At 68.4% G+C, this 18,702-nt stretch carries 10 protein-coding genes; 5 read left to right on the top strand and 5 right to left on the bottom strand.

Annotation, left to right across the window (positions count from 1 at the left end; all coding sequences use genetic code 11):
* Positions 1-7: 7 nt before the first annotated feature.
* Both NX784_RS27235 and galB read right to left on the bottom strand, forming a co-directional pair.
* Positions 8-1,009: an SDR family oxidoreductase gene (locus NX784_RS27235; RefSeq protein ID WP_258819806.1), complete on the bottom strand. Its 1,002-nt coding sequence runs from the start codon at positions 1,007-1,009 to the stop codon at positions 8-10.
* A 112-nt stretch (positions 1,010-1,121) separates the two neighbouring features.
* Entirely contained in the window at positions 1,122-3,830 is a 2,709-nt protein-coding gene (galB, locus tag NX784_RS27230; RefSeq protein WP_258819805.1) for a beta-galactosidase GalB, read from the bottom strand.
* Positions 3,831-4,121: 291 nt separating this feature from the next.
* Between galB and NX784_RS27225 the strand changes: the two genes are divergently transcribed.
* Positions 4,122-5,012 (top strand): SDR family NAD(P)-dependent oxidoreductase, encoded by an 891-nt coding sequence (locus tag NX784_RS27225; RefSeq protein WP_258819804.1) that lies wholly within the window; start codon positions 4,122-4,124, stop codon positions 5,010-5,012.
* Here the strand turns inward: NX784_RS27225 and NX784_RS27220 are convergent.
* The 3 genes from NX784_RS27220 to NX784_RS27210 form a co-directional block, all read right to left on the bottom strand.
* On the bottom strand, positions 5,001-7,547 hold the full coding sequence (locus tag NX784_RS27220; protein ID WP_258819803.1) for a putative bifunctional diguanylate cyclase/phosphodiesterase: 2,547 nt from the start codon (positions 7,545-7,547) through the stop codon (positions 5,001-5,003). The genes NX784_RS27225 and NX784_RS27220 overlap by 12 nt on opposite strands.
* A 76-nt stretch (positions 7,548-7,623) precedes the next feature.
* Positions 7,624-9,117, bottom strand: coding sequence for a sensor histidine kinase (locus NX784_RS27215; RefSeq protein WP_258819802.1), 1,494 nt, complete (start codon positions 9,115-9,117; stop codon positions 7,624-7,626).
* The gene (locus NX784_RS27210; RefSeq protein ID WP_258819801.1) at positions 9,101-9,793 is read right to left on the bottom strand and encodes a response regulator transcription factor; all 693 of its coding nucleotides are present in this window, start codon (positions 9,791-9,793) and stop codon (positions 9,101-9,103) included. Before NX784_RS27210 ends, NX784_RS27215 begins: the two co-directional genes overlap by 17 nt.
* Positions 9,794-9,925: 132 nt before the next feature.
* Here NX784_RS27210 and NX784_RS27205 point away from each other — a divergent pair, with 132 nt between their 5' ends.
* The 4 genes from NX784_RS27205 (at position 9,926) to NX784_RS27190 (ending at position 18,169) form a co-directional block, all read left to right on the top strand.
* Positions 9,926-11,221 (top strand): ABC transporter substrate-binding protein, encoded by a 1,296-nt coding sequence (locus NX784_RS27205; RefSeq protein WP_258819800.1) that lies wholly within the window; start codon positions 9,926-9,928, stop codon positions 11,219-11,221.
* A 254-nt stretch (positions 11,222-11,475) separates the two neighbouring features.
* Positions 11,476-12,375: an alpha/beta hydrolase gene (locus tag NX784_RS27200; protein WP_258819799.1), complete on the top strand. Its 900-nt coding sequence runs from the start codon at positions 11,476-11,478 to the stop codon at positions 12,373-12,375.
* Between the two features lie 536 nt (positions 12,376-12,911).
* The gene (locus NX784_RS27195) at positions 12,912-15,212 is read left to right on the top strand and encodes a beta propeller repeat protein (RefSeq protein ID WP_258819798.1); all 2,301 of its coding nucleotides are present in this window, start codon (positions 12,912-12,914) and stop codon (positions 15,210-15,212) included.
* A 623-nt stretch (positions 15,213-15,835) separates the two neighbouring features.
* Complete coding sequence (locus NX784_RS27190) at positions 15,836-18,169, top strand: exo-alpha-sialidase (protein ID WP_258819797.1); 2,334 nt, start codon at positions 15,836-15,838, stop codon at positions 18,167-18,169.
* The last annotated feature ends 533 nt before the right edge of the window (positions 18,170-18,702 follow it).

The following is an 18,702-nucleotide window of genomic DNA, read 5'->3' as shown; positions in this document are numbered from 1 at the left end:
TGGTTGGTCAGTGGCGGCGCAGCTGGCGCAGGCCCAATGCGATGCCGGCGGCGCCCATGCCGGCCAGCAGCCAGCCGCGATGCGTCGTGGCCCACAGCTGCAGGCTTCTCGTACTGGCGCCGGCGTCGAACGTGCCGTGCGCCGCATACGGCCCGGGCACGGGGCGCCACAGGTTGTCGGGCCGGTCGGCCGGAATCGTGTCGGCGCGCTGCTGGCCCGCCACGCCCTTGCGCGCCAGGTAGCGGTCGAGCACGCGCGGGACGAATTTCTCGGCCAGCATCGTGGCCAAGGTGGGGTAGCCGACGCAGATCTCGGCCCGGCGCGCATGGGCGGCCCAGTAGATGGCGCGCGCCGCCAGCTCCGGCTGGTAGTACGTGCCGATGGGTTGGGGGTGGTGCGTGAGCGTCGTCTTGCACCATTCGAATTGCGGCGTGTTCACGCCCGGCATGTCGACGACCGCGACGTGGACGTTGCTGTGGTCGTGCTCCAGCTCCGTGCGGACGGATTGCGTGAAGCCCTTGATCGCATGCTTCGCGCCGCAATACGGCGATTGCAGCGGGATCGAGCGGTACGCGAGCGCGGAGCTCACCTGCACGATCGTGCCGCGGTCGCGGGGCCGCATGCGCTTCAGCGCGGCCATCGTGCCCCACACGAAGCCGTGGTACGTGACGTCGGTGACGCGGCGGAAGTCTTCCGGGGCGATGTCGGCGAACGGCGCGAACACGGTGGCCATCGCGTTGTTGACCCAGATGTCGATGGGGCCCAGCTCGTTTTCCACGCGCTCGGCGGCCGCCTCGACCTGGTCGTGATCGGCCGTGTCGGCCGAGATGGCGATGGCGTGCGGCGAGCCGAGGCGCTCGGCTTCCGCACGGGCCGCCTCCAGCCGGTCCGGGTCGCGCGCGATCAGGGCGATGCGTGCGCCGCGGCGCGCGAACTGCTGGACGGCCGCGCGGCCGATCCCCGCGCTGGCACCCGTGATCACGACGACTTCGTTGCGTGCTTTCGACATGGCGGCCCTCCGATGGTGCTGCATTGCAGGGCAAGCTTAGCACCAAGCGTCGATGAGCCTCGTCACGTTATGTTTGTGCAAAAGTTTTTGAACAAATGCATGGACCGTCGGATCACTCGGCGCGCGGCGTGCTGCGCAAGGTCACGACCGCCGGTTCGAGGCCGGCACCGGCGGCGCGCACCGTGATCGTCCCGCCCGCGCCGGCCCGCGTGCGCACGATGCCCAGCACGAGGCCGTTGAACGCGGCCCGGTCGGGAGACTGGAACGGCGTGAAGTCCGTCGGATCGCCGTTGTCGGTGGCGGCGACTTCTGCAGGCCCGTCGACGGTGAAGCGCACGCGGTCGCGCGCGCGGGGCGCCGGCACACCATCCTTGTCGACGATGCGCACGGTGACGAACGCCAGGTCGCGTCCGTCGCTGGCGAGCGCCGTGCGGTCCGCGTCCGCCCGCAGCGCGGCCGGGGCGCCGGCCGTCCTCACGGTCTCGCGCGCCCACTCGCGGCCGTCCTTGTACGCGACGACGGTGATCTCGCCCGGCGCGTACGTCACGTAATCCCAGCGCAGGCGGTAGGCATACGGCGCCTTTTTCTGGCGGCCCTGCGACTTGCCGTTGACGAACAGCTCGGCCTCGTCGCCCGACGTGAACACGTGCACGGGCGTCACCTGGCCCACGCGTTCCGGCCACGTCCAGTGCGGCAGCACGTGGACCATGGGCACGTCGGGGCGCCAGCGCGACTGGTACAGCCAGTAGCGGTCCTTCGGGAAGCCTGCGAGGTCGACGATGCCGGAGTACGAGCTGCGCGCGTCGTAGTAGGGCGTCGGTTCGCCCAGGTAGTCGAAGCCCGTCCAGACGAATTCGCCGGCCACGGTCGGGTTCTCGTCCAGCGATGCGAACGCGCGGTCGGCCGACGCACCGAAGTCCGCCGCGAACAATTCATAGGCGCTGACCTGGCGCGTGGCCGGATCGCCACCGACGCCGGGACGCACGGCGGCGCTCAGCACGCCGGGGACGGGGAACTGGTATTCGCCCCGGCTGGACAGCGCCGATGCGCTCTCGCTGTGCAGGATCACCTTGTCCGGAAACGCGGCGCGGAACTTCGGGAACTGGCCGGGCAGCGTGCGGATGCCGGTGCCCTGGTAGTTCAGCGAGACGACGTCCAGCACGCGCGGCAGCGGCATGTCGGCCTTCGCGTAATTCATCGCGCTCGTGGCGGGGCGCGTGGGGTCTTCGTCGTGCGCGATCGCGACGAGCTCGCGACCGACGGCGGCACCGTCCTCGCCCGTGTACTGCTCGCCCACCTCGTTCCCCACGCTCCACAGGATGATGGCCGGGTGGTTGCGGTCGCGCCGGATCATGGCGCGCAAGTCCTGCTCGTGCCAGTCGGGGAAGATCAGGTGGAAGTCGAGCGGCGTCTTCTTGCGCTGCCAGGAATCGAATATCTCGTCCATCACGAGGAAGCCCATGCGGTCGGCGAGGTCCAGCAGTTGCGGGTCGGGCGGGTTGTGGCTCATGCGCAGCGCGTTGGCGCCCATCGCCCCCATGATCCGCAGCTGGCGCTCGGCGGCGCGCACGTTGAACGCGGCGCCCAGCGCGCCGAGGTCGTGGTGGTTGTTCACGCCGCGCAGCGGGATGTGCTCGCCATTGACGACGACGCCGCGGTCCGGGTCGAAGCGCACGGTGCGGATGCCGAACGGCGTCTCTTCGCGGTCGACGACGCGGCCATCCTCACGCACGGTCGCGACGAGCAGGTAGCGGTGCGGCCGCTGCGTGGGCGGCGGGCCCCACAGGCGCGGGTGCGCGACGACCGCCGATCCGCTCACGGCGGCGCCGCGGCCGGGGGCGACCGCGACGGGTGCCGACACCGCGGTCGCGACGGGCTTGCCGACCGCGTGGCCGGCGTCGTCGAGCGCATACAGGTCCGTCGTCACGGTGGCGGTGGCCGCAGCCGCGCCGTCGTTGTCGAGCGCGATGCGCCACGTGACGCGCGCGGACGCCGCCGTCGCCTCCGGTGTCGTCACCGTCACGCCCCACTGGCCCACGTGCACGGGCGCCGTCTTCGTCAGCCACACGTCGCGGTACAGGCCCGCGCCCGGATACCAGCGCGCCGATTCCGGCGGGTTGTCGAGGCGGATCGCGAGCTGGTTCGCCGCGCCCGGCTTGAGCCACGGCGTCAGGTCGATGCGGAAGGAGCTGTACCCGTACGGCCAGCCGCCGGCGAGGTGGCCGTTGACCCACACGCTCGCGTACGACATGGCACCGCCCACGTCGAGAAAGATCTTCTTGCCTTTGTCGGTGGCGGGGATGTCGAGCTTGCGCCGGTACCAGACGGGACCCCACGTCTTCAGGCGGCCCATGCCGCCGTACGGACCCGTCGTCAGGAACGGGCCTTCGATGGCCCAGTCGTGCGGCAGGGTGACTGCACGCCAGGAGCCATCGTCGAATGCGGCGCGGGCGAACGGTGCGTCCACGGCCGGTTCCGCGGCGGGCCGCGCGTGGTGCCGCGCCGGGTCGCGGATGAACGGGTTGCCGGTCGGGAGGATCCACGGCTTCAGCACGGGGATATTGGCGCCGGCGACGCGCGCCGCCTCCTCGGGCACGGCGTCGGCCATCTTGCCGTCGGCCGATACGGTCACGGCGGGCCGGACGTCGTACAGATAAGGCGCGGAGTTGCCGTCCGGGTCGCCGGCGTGGAAGCGCCAGCCGTCGTCCAGCAGGATGCGTTCGCGCGGCGCGAGGCGGGCGTTTTCTGCGGTGACGGCAGCGGTGGACAGCAGCATGGCCGCGAGCGCGACGACGAGCGCTGCGTGACGAGTGATTTGCACGATCTCCTCCTGGCAGGAAGGTTGCGATTTGTTATAACATATTAAAATGGTAGCGCAACCATCTCAAAGTGTAGGCGCAAACTCGACCGGGGTCAATGGATGACCGCCGCGGTTCTGCGGCGCCCGCGATCAAGTTCGTGATCGTTGCGCAGGCCGTGCCCGCGATTGGATGACGATTGGAATTTTAGGCAAGAGTTTCGGAAAATCGCCTATGGAACCGTATCCAGCCTGCATCTAGAATCATCTATTGCGGTACCTCAAACCAGGCACCGTACGACGCGAGGAGGAATGATGTCCGACACGAAGCAACCCATCTGGTTCATCGCCGATGCGACGGCCGGCCTGGCTGCCGCGCTGGCCGAAGCCGTGCTGGCGTCCGGCCAGCACGCCGTGCTCGCCGCGCGCACGCCGGCGCGGCTGCAGCCGCTCGTGGAGCGCCATCCGGGGCGTGCGCTGGCGCTGGCGCTGGACGTGACGGACATGGCCAGCGTCGACATGGCCGTCGCCGCTGCCGAGCGCCACTTCGGCCGCATCGACGTGCTCGCGACGAGCGCCGCGCAGTGCTATCCCGGCGCGATCGAGGAGGGCGAGGACGGCGCCATGCGCGCGCTGTTCGACGAAAACGTGTTCGGTCCCGTCAATCTCGCGCGCCGCGTCCTGCCCGGCATGCGCGCGCGCCGCGCCGGCCACGTCGTGATGCTGGCGCGTGCCTCCGTGCCGGCGCCCGCGTTCGAAGGCTTCAGTCAGGCGGCGCGCTCCGCGCTGGAAGCGCTCGCGGAAGCCTTGTTTTACGAGGTCGAACCGTTGGGCATCGGCGTCACCCTGGTCGATCCGGGCAGCGGCGACGACACCGATCCCCTCGTGCCGCGCGCCGCCGGCATCGCCGACTACGACGGCCTCGCGGGCCGCGCCGCGCGCGGGAGCGCCGCTGCGCGGGTGGATGCCGCGCGCGCCGCGCTGGCGGTCATGCAGGCCGTCGCCGCCGGCCGCGGCCCGCTGCGCCTCGTGCTGGGACGGGCCGCGCTGCAGCGTGCCTACGACCGGCTGCGCGTGCTGAAGGTGGGTTTCGATGCGTGGGCCGACCTCGCGGCATCGGCCGACGTGCCGGCGCCCGTGCGTCCGGCCCATCCGCAGCCGCCGCCGGGCGGGCGCACGCGGCGCGCCGTGCGCTCACGTGCCTGACGCGAGGAGCAGCGGCGGCACGGCGGCGGCGGGCATCGGCCGCGCGAACAGATAGCCCTGGAATTCGTCGCAGCCGAGCGCGCGCAGCAGCGCCAGCTGTGCCTCGGTCTCCACGCCTTCGGCCACGATGCGCATCTGCAGGCCATGGCCCAGCGCGACGACGGACGCCACGATCGCCGCGCTGTCGGCGTCGCGCCCGAGGTCGCGCACGAACGCGCGGTCGATCTTCAGCCGCTGCACGGGAAAGCGCTTCAGGTAGGCGAGACTCGAATAGCCGGTGCCGAAATCGTCGATCGACAGTTCGACGCCCAGGTCGCGGATGCCGCCCAGCACGCGCTCGACGACGTCCACGCGGCTCATCGCGATGCTCTCCGTGATCTCCAGCTCGAGCGCGTGCGGCGCGAGGTCGGCGTCGGCCAGCGCGGCGGCGATCACCTGCAGCAAGTCCTTCTGGTAGAACTGGCGGATCGACAGGTTGACGGCGATGCGCGTCGCGATGCCGTGCTCGCGCGCCCAGCGGCCCGCCTGCGCGCACGCGGTGCGCAGCACCCACGTCCCGATCGGCACGATGAGGCCCGTCTGTTCCGCGATCGGAATGAAGCGGTCGGGCGGGACGGCACCCAGCACGGGGCTGTTCCAGCGCAGCAGGACTTCGAAACCGGCCACCTTGCCCGTCGCGATGTCGACCTTCGGCTGGTAGTGCGGCGTCAGCTCGTCGCGTTCGAGCGCGTGCCGCAACTGCTCCTCGATCGTGAGCCGCTCGTCCAGCTGGATGTGCGTGGACTCGGAATGGAAGTGCACGGGTTCGCCCGCCTCGCTGCGGGCGCGGTGCTTGGCGATGTCGGCGAGGCGCATCAATTCGTTGGCGGAGCCCGAGTCCTGCGGGTACACGGCGATGCCGATGACGGGCGCCAGGTGGAACTCGCGCCCGCCCACGCGCACGGGTTCCGACATCAGCGCGTACAGTTCCAGCGCGACCGCGTCGGCCGGCGGATACGCGGGGCCGGCCGGCAGCACGAGCGCGAATTCGTTCGCTTTTACGCGCGCGACGCAGAGCGGTGCCGGTGCCAAGGTTGCCAGGCGCGCGGCCACCTGCCGCACGGCGTCGTCGCCCGCCTCGATGCCGAGCAGGTCGGCCACTTCCTGCTGGCGTTCCAGCGCGATCAACAGCAGCACCACTTGCTCGCCCCGCACGGCGGCGTCGTGCAGTGCGTCCGCCAGCACCCGGCGCAGGCGGTTCAGGTTCGGCAGCCCCGTCAGGGGATCGTGGTCGGCCAGGTAGGCCAGGCGCAGTTCGATCTGCTTGCGTTCCGTGATGTCGGTGAGGCTGTTGACGATCTGGATGGCGTCGCCCTCGCTGTCCAGGCGCGCCGCGAGCTGGATGGCGGTGCGCAGCGCGCCGCTGCCGTCGCGCACTTCCGTTTCGAGCGCGTGCACGCCGTCCGCGGCGCTGGTGGCGTACAAGGCGTCGCGCGCGGGCGCGCCGGCCGGGTCGAGCACCTCCGCTTCGAGGTGGCCCGTCACCGCGCCGTCGCCGCGTCCCGTGAACTGGGCGAAGGCGCGGTTGAACAGGACGATGCGGCGCGCGCCGTCGAGCACCCACAACGGCGTGGGCACGGCATCGAGGATGGCCTTCAGGTAGGCGAAGCTGTGCGCGAGCCGGCCTTCGCTGGCCTGCAGGCGGGCGATCAGCGCCGCCTGGCGCGCCGTCTCCCGGCTCGTGCGCCAGGCCAGCAGTGCCAAGGTCGCCGACAGCAGCGCCCACGCGAGCACGCCCACCCACAGCCAGCCGCGCCACACGGCCAGGATATCGGACAGGTCGCGGCCCGTGACGATGACGAGCGGATAGCCGGCGACGGCGCTGTAGCCGTACAGCCGGCGCACGCCGTCGATCGGGCTCGTCGCCTCGAACGCGCCGACCGCGGCGCGCGGCAAGTGTACCCGGAAGAGCGGCGAGCGGTCGAACGAACGTCCGATCATCGCGGGCAAGGTCGGGCTGCGCACGAGCATCGTGCCGTCGCGCTGGTGCAGGGTGACGGAGCCGCCGTGGCCCAGGTCGGCCGAATCGAAGATGTGCTGGTAATAGGCGGCGTCCGTCTCGATGACGGCGCCGCCGGCGGGCAGCGCGCGCGCCAGCGTGATGGTCGCGTGCGCGCCGTGCGGCGGCAGCGCGATGCCGATGCGCGGTCCGGCGCCCGGCGCGCCCGCCGCATCCGCGTCGAGCCGGCGCACGCGCGCGGGGATGTCCTCGAGGGCGCCGCCCGGCATGGCGGCCACCGTGCCGTCCTGCGGCAGACGCTCGGCGGCGCGGGCCAGCGCGAGGTCGAGCGCGAGGGTCGCGTAGTGGGTCTGGGCGGCGAACGCTTCGGCCAGGTTGCGCAGATTGGTCTGTTCGCGCGCGATGGTGTCGTGGTAGCTCGACACGAGCAGGCCGGCCAGCGTGAGCGTGATCGTGACGATCAGCGCGGCGGCCGCCGCGAGCGGGCGTGCGTTGCGGTGGCCGCCAGGGGGCGGAGAGAGTGTGGGTTCGGACACGGTCGTCAATACGATGAGGATGGGGCCGAGTATAAACCGGGCGGCGCGCCGGCGGCGCCGGGCCGGTGCCGCGAGGTCACAGTCGCGGCAGGCGGATGACCACCTTCAGGCCGTGCGGCTCGGCGTCCTGCAGGTCGACGGTGCCGCCGTGCTGGGCGACGATGTCGCGCACGATGGCGAGCCCCAGCCCGCAGCCTTCGCCCTGGTCCGTCGCGCGCACGAAGCGCTCGAACACGCGCGTGCGGTCGGCGGGCGGGATGCCCGGGCCGTTGTCGGCGACGACGATCAGGACGTCGCCGCCATCCGTCGCGACGCCGACCGTGACCTCGCCGCCGCGATTCGCGTCTTGTCCGGAGTATTTGATCGCGTTGTCGATCAGGTTCGTCAGCGCCTCGCGCAGCAGCAAGGCGTTCGCCTTGATGTGCGGCGGCGTGCCCACGCCGGGCAGGGCGGTGTCGTCCATGCCCAGGTCGACGCGCGCGCGCATGGCCCGCGGCACCCATTCGGCGACGATGTCCTGCACGAACGCCTGCACGTTCAGCGGCGCCCTGTCGGCCGGCGCCACGACGTCGGGGTCGGCACGTGCGAGCATCAGCAGCTGGTTGATCAGGTGGGCGCCGCGCGAGGCGCTCTGGTCGACCAGCTTCAGGCGGGCCACCAGCGCCGGGTCGTCCGTCGCCGCGATCGCCAGCGCCGTCTGGCTCTTCAACCCCGCCAGCGGCGTGCGCAACTGGTGGGCCGCGTCGGCGATGAAGCGCTTTTGCGTGTCGACGTTCTGGCGCACGGAGGCCAGGAGTTCGTTCAGCGCCCGCACCAGCGACCTGACTTCCTGCGGCGCCGATTCGATGTGCAGCGGCGCCAGGTCGATCGGTGAGCGGCCCTCGACCTCCTTGCGCAGGCGCACCAGCGGCGCGAGGCCGGCGCCCGTGCCGATCCAGACGATGAGGGTCATCAGCGGGATCAGCGCGGACAGCGGCAGCAGGGTGTCGATGAGGATCATCTTGAAGATGTCTTCGCGGTGCGCCATGTTGCGCGCGACCTGCACGAGCATCCACTGCCGCTTGCCGCCCGGTTCGTCGTAGGGCAGGTACAGCGCCGCGATCCTGACCTTGATCGGGGGCCCGTCTTGGCGCTGCGCGGCCGCGCCGGACGGCAGCAGCTCGCCGTCGTAGAAATACGGATCGTTCAGACGGGGCCGCATGCCGGGCGGGGGCATCGGGATGCTGTTGTTCCCGAGGATGAATTCGCCCGGCGGCGTGCTCACCATGTAGAACAGGCGGTCGTTGGGATCCGTCTCGAGCACTTCCTGCGCGGCGCGGGGAAAGTCGATCAGCAGGCCGTTTTCGATGGGCTTGACGCGCCGCGCGAGGGCGCGCGTGGCCTGCGACAGCGTGGCGTCGGCCGCCTGGTTGACGTAGCGGACGGCGAGCCGGTAGGTGGCCCAGCCGCCCGCGACCCACAGCACGAGCTGGGGCACCAGCACCCACACGACGAGCTGGCGGCGCAGCGACAGGTTGCGGGGACCGAGGCGGAACCGGCGCGGCGAACTCGATTCAGGCCGACCGTCCATCGGGGCGCTCGACGGCCAGCAGGTAGCCGAGGCCGCGCACGGTCCGGATTTCCATGCCCGAACCTTCCAGCTTGCGGCGCAGGCGGTGGATGTGGACTTCGGCCGTGTTGCCGGCGCCGACCTCGGTGCCGTCGCCGGCCCAGGCGGCCGCGATCTGTTCCTTCGTGACGACCTTGTCGGCATGGATCAGCAGCAGTTCGAGCAGCGTCGCCTCGCGCGGGCTCAGTTCGACCGCCTCGCCATGGATCACGGCCCGCCGCGCGGCCCGGTCGACGTGCACGCCGGCCTCCGCGACGCCGCCGCTGGCCGGGTCCTTGCGCGCGCGGCGCAGCACGGCGCGCAGGCGCGCCTCCAGTTCCGGGAAGTCGAACGGCTTCGTCATGTAGTCGTCTGCGCCGGCGTTCAGGCCCGCGACGCGGCTGTCGAGCCGGTCGAGGGCCGTGAGGACGACGACGGGCAGATTGGGTTTCGTCGCCCTGAGCTTCTTCAGCACCGTGAGCCCGTCGATCATGGGCAGCCCCAGGTCGAGGATGGCGATGTCGAAATCCTGCCTGGCGAGGAGGAATTCCGCCACCGGGCCGTTCGGGGCATGCTCGACGGTAAAACCCGCCGCGTTCAACTGGGCAGTCAAACCGTTCGCAAGAATGGGATCGTCTTCGGCGAGTAATAGTTGCATTTCTCGATATTAACGGATAACGGACGGGGGAACAATCGGCATGCCGCCTTCACACAGCCGCCCTGTCGCGTTAAGATGATGTTCTTCAGGCTCCGCCGGCACTGCGGGGCGCGCGCGTTGCGGGAGCGAGTCATGGCCTTCATTTCCATTCGACGTCCAGCCGGATGGGACGCCGCGATCGCACTGGCGATCGCGTGCCTGGCCGCCGGCGCCGTCCGCGCGGGCGAACTCGAGGTGCTCCATTACTGGGACGTCGGCGACGACGCCAAGGCGGCGCAGGTCTTGAAGGCGGCCATGCAGCGCCAGGGCCATACCTGGCGGGACTTCGCCGTGTCGTCGGACGGCAACGGCTTCCCGCTGTCACTGCTGCGCTCGCGCGTGTTGTCGGGCAATCCCCCATCCGCCGCGCAGATCAAGACTCCCGTGATCCAGCAATGGGCCCGTGAAGGCGTCCTCGCCAACGTGGACGACGTGGCGCGCGCCGAGCACTGGGACACCATCCTGCCGAAGGCGGTCGGCGACGCGATGAAGTACAAGGGCAGCTACGTGGCGGTGCCCGTCAACGTGCATCGGCTCAACTGGCTCTGGATTAACCTGCGCGTCCTCAAGCGGGCCAACGCGCGCGTGCCCGCCACGTGGGACGAATTCTTCGCAGCCGCCGACGCGATGAAGCGCGCGGGCTTCGTGGCCGTCGCGCACGGCGGGCAGCCGTGGCAGGATTTTCTTCTGTTCGAAAGCGTCGCGCTCGGCGTGGGCGGGCCGGACTTCTATCGCCGGGCGTTCGTGGCGCTCGAGCCCGGCGCGCTGGCGGGCCCGGACATGGAACGCGCCCTGCAGACGTTCCGCCGCATCAAGGCCTATACCGACCCCGCGGCGATGGGCCGCGACTGGATCGTCGCGTCGTCGACGGTGGTCAAAGGGGAGGCCGGCATGCAATTGATGGGCGACTGGGCCAAGCCCATGTTCCAGGCCGCGCAGAAAAACGCCGGGATGGAGTTCGCCTGCGTGCCCGCACCCGGCACGGCGAAGGCGTATGCGTTTGCCGTCGATTCGTTCGCGTTGTTCAAGGTGAAGAGTCCCGCCAAGATCAAGGCGCAGAAGGACTTCGCGTCGGACCTGCTGTCCCCGGCCGTGCAGCACGCGTTCAACCTCGCCAAGGGTTCGATCCCCGTCCGCCTGGGCGTCGACCTGGCGGGTTTCGACCAGTGCGCCAAGCTGTCGGGCGCCGCGTTCGATGCCGCCGCGCGCGCGAACACGCTCGTACCCAGCGTCTCGATGGCGCTGCCGCCCGCGCTCGAGGACGCCATGCGCGACGCCGTCAGCGCCTATTGGCATGACGACCGCATTACCGCGCAGGCGACGATGCAGCGCCTCGTCGCGGCCGCCCGGCTGCGCCAGGATGGCAAGTCCGTCGTGGACGGCCGCTGAGTTCTCTACGCAATATTTCTTGCCATTTAAGAAATTTAGTGGGCTTACCGTTGTTGACATTGCGCAAGCATCAAGCGTAGACTTCATTAACGGTAAATTAATTGAAGTGAATTTGCGTTAATGGCGTGGCGTCATCGACGCGATGCCCGTCGAGATCCGTAACGGCGCGCCTACAGTTTATCTCCTCTGCTAACCGCAGATTTTGGGGCGGCCTGGGCTTGCCCCTTTTTTCATCCCACCGGGAGACGACCGCCATGCGAAAACTGTTTCTTTCACTGCTGTTCCTCGTCGCCGCCGGCGCGCATGCGCAGACGGACGTCATCGACCTCTGGCCGGAAGGCGTGCCGAATGCGCGGGCGAACCCGGGGCCAGAACACGTCGACGGCGACCGCATCAGCAACGTCTCGCGGCCCACGTTGATCGTGTATCCCGCCGCGATCGACCGGCCCGCGCGCACCGCCGTCATCGTCTGTCCGGGCGGCGGCTACGAATTCCTGTCGTTCACTCGGGAAGGGCGCCAGTACGCGCAATGGCTGTCGAGCCTCGGCATCACCGCGTTCGTCCTGAAGTCGCGCCTGGGCGACTACGGCCATCCCGCGCCGCTGCAGGACGTGCTGCGCGCGATCCGCACGGTGCGCGCGCAGGCGGAGAAATTCGGCGTCGCGCCGGACCGCATCGGCGTGATGGGCAGCTCGGCCGGCGGCCACCTGGCGGCCAGCGCGGCCACCTTGTACGACCAGCCCGCCGGGCGCACGGGCGCGCAGCTCGATGCCGTCAGCGCGCGGCCCGACTTCGCGATCCTGATGTATCCGGTGATTACGATGGACCCGTCCGCCGCGCACATGGGGTCGCGCCAAGCGCTGCTGGGTGCGCATCCGTCGGCGGAACTCGTCCGGCTGATGTCGGTGGAGAAGCAGGTGACCGCGCAAACGCCGCCCACGCTGTTGATGCACTCGCAGGACGACGGCGCCGTGCCGATCGAGAACAGCATCCTCTTCTTCCAGGCGCTGACCCGAGCCCACGTGCCGGCGGAGATGGTTTTCTTCGAGCGGGGCGGCCACGGCATGGGGATGAATCCCGGCCTCGGCAATGCGTCGAACTGGCCCAGGCGTGCCGAGGACTGGCTCCGCTATCGCCATCTGATCGTGCAATAACCGCCTCTCTTCCCCTCTGTGGCCGGCCCCTGCGCCGGCTGCACCGCCTCTGACCTTCCCACGGCGGCACGACCGTGTCCGCGTCTTCCCGCCGCCTCCGTCCCCGCGGTCCCCGCGCCGGGCGATCTGTTCAAACACATTTTTCGGCTCACCGTCTTGACTTCGTTCACTCGTGCAGACCATTGACAGTGGAAAACATTGAGGTTTAGACTGCGTTCATATTCATTAATTCTCACAGAATATTTCGTTAACGTCGTTGCCGCATCGGATGCCAACCGAACGCGAACAACGCAACCGTCTGCCGTGCGGGCCTGCGCCGGCGCCGTGGACGGGCGACGAAGCCTTGCCGAACTCGCACGACGACCGACACAGAATCGGCGCGCGCATCCGGGCCCGATCGGCAAGGCAGGGCAGGCAGGGCACCGGAACCAACCCGAGCAACAGAAAGCGTGTTTTCACCGTTTTGCCGGCCGCGTTCGGCGCGGTCGAACGCGCCCGATACCGGATACAACCATTTTCCTTTCAGAGGAGACATCGTGAACAGAACTCACAAACTCATCATCCCGGCCCTCGTCGCCGGCCTTCTCGCAGGCTGCAGTGGCGGCAGCACAACCCCGGGCGCGGCGGGCACGTCCCCCGTCATGGCGGCGACCGTCGGCTCGGCCACCACCTGGACGAGCGCGAAGTGGGGCGGCGGCGGCTACGTCACCGGCGTGATCTACCACCCGGTCAATTCGAGCCTGCTGTACGCACGCACGGACGTCGGCGGCGCCTACCGCTGGAACACGGCCAATTCGACGTGGACACCCATTACCGACGGCCTGGGTTTCGGCCCCAACGAAGGTCGGTTCCACGGCGTCGAAAGCCTCGCCCTCGACCCAAACAACGACCAGCTCGTCTACATGGTCACCGGCGATTCCGCGACGTCGGCGGACCCGGCTCCGAAGGGCCGGATCTATATCTCCAGCGACCGCGGCACCACCTGGACGCACTACGACCTGCCGTTCGCGGTGGGCGGCAACGATGACGGCCGGGCCTACGGCGAACGCCTGTCGATCGACCCCCAGCTGCCGTCGATCATGTACTATGCCACGCGCCAGGACGGCCTGTGGAAGAGCACGGACTCGGGCCACACCTGGGCCCAGGTCACGAGCTTCTCGAGCATCAGGCTGACCACCGGCGGCCAGGTGTACGGCACCCAGCAGGTCCTGTTCGATACCCCGAACCGCGGGACGGGGACGCAGACCTGGGTTCTCTGGGCCACTGTCAACCCCGACTACGCCCAGCGGGCGGGCCTGACCTCCGCGCTGTACCAGTCCACGAATGGCGGCGCGACGTGGACGCCGGTGGCGGTACCGTCCGCGGTGTCCGGCTACTACATCCCGCACGTCGTGCGCGCCGCAGACGGCTATTTCTACATGGCGTTCAACCAGACCGGCGGCCAGGGCAGGCCCGGTCCCGGCTATGTCTACAAGTTCGGCGGCGGGGCCAATGGCGGAACCTGGACCCAGTTGCTGAGCACGACCAGCATGGGCGTCGGCGGCCTGGCGATCAACGGCACCGGCTCGACCACCCGCATCGCGGTGGGCATGACGGGCTGGGCCGACAGCAGCAAGCAGATCCAGGTGTCCGACAACGCCGGCCTCACCTGGCACGAAGTCGAGGCCAACATGCCGCACACCTCGGACGACTGCAAGGGCTGGATCGAGGGCGTGACGATCGACCCCGCCAACCGCGACCACATCATGCACATCCACGGCGGCGGCATTTGCGAGACCACGAACGCCTCCTCGGCGACGCCGACCTGGAGTCCCAAGGTCAACAACCTGGAGGAGACCGCCACGCTGGCCGCCGTCGCAGCCCCGGCCGGCGCATCGTACAAGCTGATCAACAGCGCGGGCGACATCGGCACCTGGCTCGTCTCGGATCTCACGACGCGGCCGACGAAAGGCCCCTTGAACTCGTGGAGCAGCGGCAACGCGGCCGACATGGCGTGGGCCGATTCGACCTATATCGCCGCCACCGGCGTCGACAATGTCAACGGCCATGTCGTCAAGGCCTTCTGGTCCGGCGACGCCGGCAATACCTGGTCGCAGTTCGCGTCGCTGCCGACCGGCGGCTCGGCGAGCTCGAGCCAGGTGCAGAGCGTGGCGGTCACGTCCCGCAACAACCTGGTCTGGGCACCGCAAGACTCGGTGCCGTCGTATACCACGAACAATGGCGCGAGCTGGACGTCGACCAACCTGCCGGCGTTCACCGCCACCTGGAACGGCTACTTCCGCGCCTACCGCCTCGCTGCGGACCGCGTGAACCCGAGCAAGGTCTATGCCTTCGATTCCGGCGGTGCGTCGTGGAGCGGGCAGCCGGGCAAGGTCTACATCTCGTACGATGGCGGCCATAGCTTCGGGCTGAGCGGGATGTGGGGCGCCCAGAACATGGCGCCGAACGGCTGGGGGGACACGTCGATGGTCGTCAACCCGAACGCCGAGGGCGACATCTGGGTGACCGACGGCAATTCCCTGTACCACTCGACCAACTCGGGCTGGAACTGGGTGCAGGTCGGCTCCTTCGCGTCCGCCAACGGCACGATGGGTGCCACGAAGGTGGCCTTGGGCAAGGCGCAGGCGGGCTCCTCGTACTCGGCCGCGATCTACGTGGAAGGCACGCTGAACGGCCAGTGGGGCATCTTCCATTCCGACGATGGCGGTGCGACCTGGTCGCGCTGGAACGATGACACGCACCAGTTCGGCGGCAACGCCGTGATGGTGGGCGACTGGAACAACTATGGTCGCATCTATGTGAACGGTGTCGCGCGCGGTCTGATCTACAGCAACTGAGTAACCCGTTCCTGACATGGGCGATGACCGCTGCGGCTTCGGAAGGAGCCGCAGCGGTTTTTATTTTCTTGAGCAATTTGCGCCGTCCCGCATCGTTTCGGTCACGCGCTATTGCCGCTACGTCGTCCTCCACGCACCGTCCCGCCAAATTTTCTGTGGATATATACATATTGACAGTTAGAATGTGTGAGATTTATCCTGCATTAACTCTCATGCATATTATTGAGTGTTGAGTTAATTTGGCTCGCGGGTAATTTCTTCACAGTGTGCCGAGCGAGCGACCTGCTCTGTTGATGGAGGCGACAGAACGGGCGATCAATGGCAATCCCGGTTGGATGCGGTACAAGGATGCGGCGCATCCCGGCATCTGTGCACGGTCGTAGTGGTTTTAAATATATAAAATACTTAGGTGCGATCCAGACGGGTGTCGCAAGGCGAGCGAAGGCTTGCCGTGCGACACCAGCGACGACACCGAAGGACAGGAAGCGCGCTTCGTGCCGGTTTGGCGAGGACTTCCTTGTCGCTGCGCCGGATGATGTCCGGCCCGGCGGCAGGGCCAGCGCGGCGGGACTACGTTGATCTATGCCGGAAAACGTTAATCCAATTCCTTCAGAGGAGACATAATGATTCGGAAACACACAATGATCGCCCCGGCGCTGCTCGCAGCGCTTCTCGCGGGTTGCAGCGGCGGCAGTACGACCCCGGGCGCGTCCGGCACCGCGCCGGTCCTCGCCGCGACCACCGGCTCGGCTACCGCCTATACGAGCGTAAAGTGGGGCGGCGGCGGCTACGTCACCGGCCTCATCTATCATCCGACCAGCTACAACGTCCTGTACGCGCGCACCGACGTCGGCGGCGCCTACCGCTGGAATGGAGGCGGTTCGTGGACGCCCATCACCGACGGCCTCGGCTTCAACGGGGGCGAAGGTACCTACCACGGCGTCGAAAGCCTTGCCGTCGATCCGACCAACGACAACAAGGTCTACCTGGTCACGGGCTTGAGCACGCACAACTATGACGGCAGCACCCTGTTCAACGGCCGCATCTATGTTTCGCAAGACCGCGGCGCCAACTGGACGCACTACGACCTGCCGTTCCCGGTGGGTGCCAACGAGAACGCCCGCGCCGTCGGCGAACGCCTGAAGCTCGACCCGACGAATCCGTCGACGATGTTCTACGCCTCGCGCACGGCCGGCCTGTGGAAGAGCACGGACTCGGGCCAGACCTGGACCCAGACCGGATTGTCGAGCAAGGTGCTGACCGGCAGCGAGATCGTCGGGATGGGCGGAAGTTCGGTGGGCGTCGAGCAGATCATGTTCGACAACTCGAACGTGGGCGGCGGTGCGACGACGTGGAACATGTATGCCGCCATCGCGCCGGACTACGCGCAGAAGGCGGGCCTGACCTCCACGCTGTATAAGTCCGTCAACGGCGGCTTCTCGTGGACGCCGGTGTCGGTGCCGTCCAACGTGTCCGGCTACTACGTCCCGCACATGGTGCGCACCAGCGACGGCAACTACTACGTGGCGTTCAACAAGAACGCCGGGCAGGGCGCCGGCGGTCCCGGTTACCTCTACAGGTTCGGCGGCGTGTCCTTCGGCGAGACCTGGACCCAGCTTGCCACCACCACGCAGGGCGGCTACGGCGGCGTGTCCGTGTACGGCAACGGCTCGACGGCCCGGATCGCGCTCGCGGTGACCGGGACGTGGAGCTCGGGCCAGCCGGTTGTCCAGCTGTCCGACAACGGCGGCGCCAGCTGGCGCGAAATCGCGGACGGCATGACGCATTGGGGCGGCGGCTACCGGGGCTGGGTGGACGACATCGAAATCGATCCGACCAACAAGGACCACATCATGCACATCCACGGCGGCGGTGTCTGGGAAACGTGGAACGCGTCCGCGGCCAGCCCGAGCTGGGACGCTCCGGTCAACAACCTCGAGGAGACCGCAACCTTGGCGCTCGTCACGCCGCCGGCCGGCGCGTCGTACAAGTTCGTCAACAGCGCCGGCGATATCGGCACCTGGGTCCAGACGGACCTCGCGGCGACGCCGACCAGGACGCCCAACAGCGCGTTCGGCAATGGCGACGCCGCCGACGTGTTGTGGTCCGACTCGAACTACATCGTCACTGCCGGCATCCTCTCCAACACGCCCACGAGCGCCTACGGCGCCTGGTCCGGCGACGGCGGCAACACGTGGTCGAACTTCGCGAGCCTGGCCGCCGGTGCCTCCACCAACTTCGCCGACACGGTGAGCATCGTGACGACGTCGCGCAACAACATCGTCTGGGCGCCCGCCAACTCGATCCCGTCCTACTCCACGAACAATGGTGCGAGCTGGACCCAGGTCAGCGGCCTGCCCGCGCCCAACGGCGGCCTGAATAACGTCTATCGCCTGGTCGTCGACCGCCAGAGCCCGAACAAGGTCTACGCCTTCGATGGGGGCGGCGCATGGTGGAACCAAACCACGGGCAAGGTCTACGTCTCGACCGATAGCGGCCATTCGTTCACGCTGGTCCAGGGTTCGGTAGCGGCGAACTTCGCTCCCAATGAATTCGCGCTCACGACGATGGTGGGCAACCCCAACGCCGCGGGCGACCTTTGGGTGGCCGACGGCAACGCCGTGTACCACTCGACCAATTCGGGCGCGAACTGGACCAAGCTCTCCGGCTTCGCGACGGTAGCCGCCAGCGGCTCGACGGGGGCGCTGCAAGGCGCCACCAGGATCGCGCTGGGCAAGGCGCAGACGGGCAGCTCGTACTCGGCCGCGGTCTACGTCGTCGGCACGAGGGGCGGTGTGTGGGGCGTGTGGCACTCGGACGACGGCGGTGCCACCTGGGCGCGCTTCAACGACGACACGCACCAGTACGGCGGCATCAGCGTGATCGCGGGCGACTGGAACACCTACGGCCGCATCTACTTCGCTGGTAACGGCCGCGGGCTCATCTACACCAACTGAGCAGTACGTCCATGACGTAGCGCATGACCGTTGCGGCTCCGGAAACGGACCGCAACGGTTTTTTTTTGCGATTGTGAATTCTGTTGACAGTGAAAAAATGTGAGTATTAAACTATATTTAATACTCATTCATTCTGTTCGCATCGTCGTTAATGTGAGCGGACGCCCGATACCGGGCCGGGCTGGCATCGCGCCTGGTCCGGTATAGCCAACGAGCGCTGCCCGGCCGATGGAGGTCGGCGGGGCATGCGTCAAGTTTTCCATGTTCGACGCCGTATGCTGCCGTGACGTCATCACGGTCTCTGCACGCGGCGAGCTTGGTTTCTAATATATAAAAAACGTTGATGCGGGGCATGCCGCCGGATCGCGATCGAACACGTCGCCCCGGTACGCGTGCCACGACGTCGACGACAGGAAGCGCGCTGCGCGCCGGTCCGGCGCGGTCTTCCTTGTCGCCATGCCGGACGCATTCGGCAAGCGGCAGGGCCAGCGCGGTGGGACTACGTGGTGTCAGACCGGAAAACGGCAAGCCAA

Origin of the sequence: Massilia pinisoli, from assembly GCF_024753285.1 — a bacterium.
In the GTDB taxonomy this organism is placed as follows: domain Bacteria; phylum Pseudomonadota; class Gammaproteobacteria; order Burkholderiales; family Burkholderiaceae_D; genus Telluria; species Telluria pinisoli.
Note: the sequence above shows the minus strand (reverse complement) of the source record. Positions and strands in the feature narration are given on the sequence as shown.